Genomic DNA, 1,442 nt, shown 5'->3' with positions numbered 1-1,442 from the left:
TGTCATGTCGCAGGACATCGGTGACGGTTCTGCATCAGGACATCGGTGACATTCTGAGGGTTCTTGGTGGTGACACTTCCGCACTGAGGCTCGGGCGGTGGCTGCCAATGAACCCATTGATCCCCGTGTCCGGCTCGCGATCGCGCAGTGGCCTGACGACGCGCCACGCGGCGCGGTGTCGACGTTCTGCGCCGAGCACGGCATCTCGCGCAAGTCGTTCTACGAGCTGCGCAAGCGCGCCAGGGCCGATGGGCCAGCGGCGGTGCTCGAGCCCAGGTCCAGACGCCCGAGGTCGAGCCCGTCGAGGCTGAGCGAGGAGGTCAAGGACCAGGCGGTGCAGGTGCGGGCTGCGTTAGAGGCTTCCGGGCTGGACCACGGGCCGATCAGCGTGCACGACAAGATGCATGCGGTGGGCCTGGGGGTTGTGCCTTCGGTCGCGTCGCTGGCCAGGATCTTCCGCGAGGCTGGCGTGGCGCGGCTGGAGCCGAGGAAGAAGCCGAGGGCGGCGTGGCGCCGGTTCGTGTATCCGGCCCCGAACGCCTGCTGGCAGCTGGATGCCACCGAGTACGTGCTGAGCGGTGGGCGCAGGTGCGTGATCTTCCAGCTCATCGACGACCACTCCCGCTACGCGGTCGCCTCCCACGTCGCGTGGGGCGAGACCGCCGAGGCGGCGATCGTCGTGTTTGACAAGGCCGTGGCCGCCCATGGCGTGCCGCAACGGCTGCTGTCGGACAACGGGTCCGCGCTCAACCCGTCGCGCCGTGGACTCCTGGGCCAGCTCGTCGTCCACGTGATGGCCCTGGGGGTCGAGCCGATCACCGGCAAGCCCTACAAGCCGACCACCCAGGGCAAGAACGAACGCTTCCACCAGACCCTGTTCCGCTACCTCGACAAGCAGCCGCTGGCCGCCGATCTGGCCCAGTTGCAGGCCCAGGTCGACGCCTTCGACGACATCTACAACACCCAGCGCCCCCACCAGGGCCTACCCGGACGTGTCACACCTCTGACCGCCTGGGAGGCCACCGCGAAGGCCGAGGCTCCCCGCCCCACCCGTGAGCAGATCGCCCGCCCCCGCATCCATCGACCCAGCACCCATCGGCCCAGGCCCGCACCGATGCCAGCTGATCTGCCCCCCGACACCGTCGTCAAGAAGCTGACCAGCGGCGGCATGTTCTACCTGGACAAGGTCCAGTACATGGTCGACGGGCGACGAGGCTTCCAGCAGGTCCTCGTCATCACCGACGGCGACAAGATCACCGTCACCGACCTCGAAGGCGAGATCCTCATCGAGCACACCCGACCCGCACCCGGCATCGCCTACGTCGGCAACGGCCGGCCCCGCGGCCCACGCCAAGACCCCTGAATCGTCACCGATGTCCTGACACATCGAGTGTCACCGATGTCCTGATGCAGAACTGTCACCTATGTCCTGAGACATCACA

Annotated in this window: 1 protein-coding gene; it reads left to right on the top strand. The window is 67.5% G+C overall.

Annotated features, from left to right (window positions below):
* The first annotated feature begins 175 nt into the window (after nucleotides 1-175).
* Nucleotides 176-1,363 (top strand): integrase core domain-containing protein, encoded by a 1,188-nt coding sequence (locus ACGFIF_RS44320; protein WP_393163980.1) that lies wholly within the window; start codon nucleotides 176-178, stop codon nucleotides 1,361-1,363.
* Nucleotides 1,364-1,442 lie beyond the last annotated feature (79 nt).

It is taken from the genome of Kribbella sp. NPDC049174 (assembly GCF_043197365.1).
In the GTDB taxonomy this organism is placed as follows: domain Bacteria; phylum Actinomycetota; class Actinomycetes; order Propionibacteriales; family Kribbellaceae; genus Kribbella.
Note: the sequence above shows the minus strand (reverse complement) of the source record. Positions and strands in the feature narration are given on the sequence as shown.